Origin of the sequence: Methylorubrum sp. Q1, assembly GCF_004683995.1 — a bacterium.
GTDB lineage: Bacteria > Pseudomonadota > Alphaproteobacteria > Rhizobiales > Beijerinckiaceae > Methylobacterium.
In genome coordinates, this window is record NZ_SRHQ01000083.1 from 1 (window position 1) to 1211 (window position 1211).

General features: G+C 70.9%; 1 protein-coding gene. It reads right to left on the reverse strand.

Translation table 11 applies throughout. The features are described from left to right. A partial coding sequence (locus E4V01_RS25345) for a CoA-acylating methylmalonate-semialdehyde dehydrogenase (protein ID WP_135300294.1) occupies positions 1–1211 on the reverse strand: 1211 nt, incomplete at both ends.

The window sequence follows — 1211 nt, forward strand, 5'->3', positions numbered from 1 at the left end:
CCGTGCATGTGGTGGTCGCCGAAGAGCGAGGCCTTCCAGCCGCCGAAGGAGTGGAAGGCCATCGGCACCGGGATCGGCACGTTGATGCCGACCATGCCGACCTCGATCGCATGGGCGAACTCGCGCGCCGCGTCGCCGTCGCGGGTGAAGATCGCGGTGCCGTTGCCGAACTCGTGCTCGTTGATGAGGCGCGCGGCGGTGGCGTAGTCGGGTGCCCGGGTGACGGCGAGGACGGGGCCGAAGATCTCCTCCTTGTAGATCGTCATGTCGGGCGTCACCCGGTCGAACAGCGAGCCGCCGACGAAGTAGCCCGCCTCGTAACCCTGGAGCTTGAGGTCGCGCCCGTCGACCAGGAGCTCGGCGCCCTCGGCCACGCCCCGGTCGATGTAGCCGCGCACCTTCTCGTAGTGCTGGCGCGTCACCAGCGGACCCATCTCGGAGTCCGGGTCGGTGCCGGGGCCGACCTTGAGGGCGCGCACCTTCGGGATCAGCCGCTCGATCAGCGCGTCGGCGGTCCGCTCGCCCACCGGCACCGCCACCGAGATCGCCATGCAGCGCTCGCCGGCCGAGCCGTAGGCCGCGCCCATCAGGGCGTCCACCGCCTGGTCGAGGTCGGCGTCGGGCATGATGATCATGTGGTTCTTGGCGCCGCCGAGGCACTGGGCGCGCTTACCCTGGGCGGTGGCCGTGGCGTAGATGTAGCGGGCGATCGGGGTCGAGCCGACGAAGCTGACGGCGGCGATGTCGGGATGGTGCAGGAGGGCGTCCACCGCCGCCTTGTCGCCGTGGACCACGTTGAACACGCCGTCGGGCAGGCCCGCCTCCTTGAGCCAGGCGGCCACCAGCAGGGCGGGGGACGGGTCGCGCTCGGAAGGCTTCAGGACGAAGCAGTTGCCGCAGGCGAGCGCGACGGGAAACATCCACATCGGCACCATGACGGGGAAGTTGAACGGCGTGATGCCGGCGACCACGCCGAGCGGCTGGCGCAGGGAGTGGCTGTCGACGCGGGTGCCGACGTTCTCCGTCACCTCGCCCTTGAGGAGCTGCGGCGCAGCGGTCGCGAACTCCACCACCTCGAGCCCGCGCTGGATCTCGCCCTTGGCGTCCGAGAGCACCTTGCCGTGCTCGGCGGTGATGAGGGCGGCGAGCTCGTCGATGCGGTCCTCGGCGATCCGCAGGAAGGCGTTGAGGATGCGGGCGCGGCGCAGGGG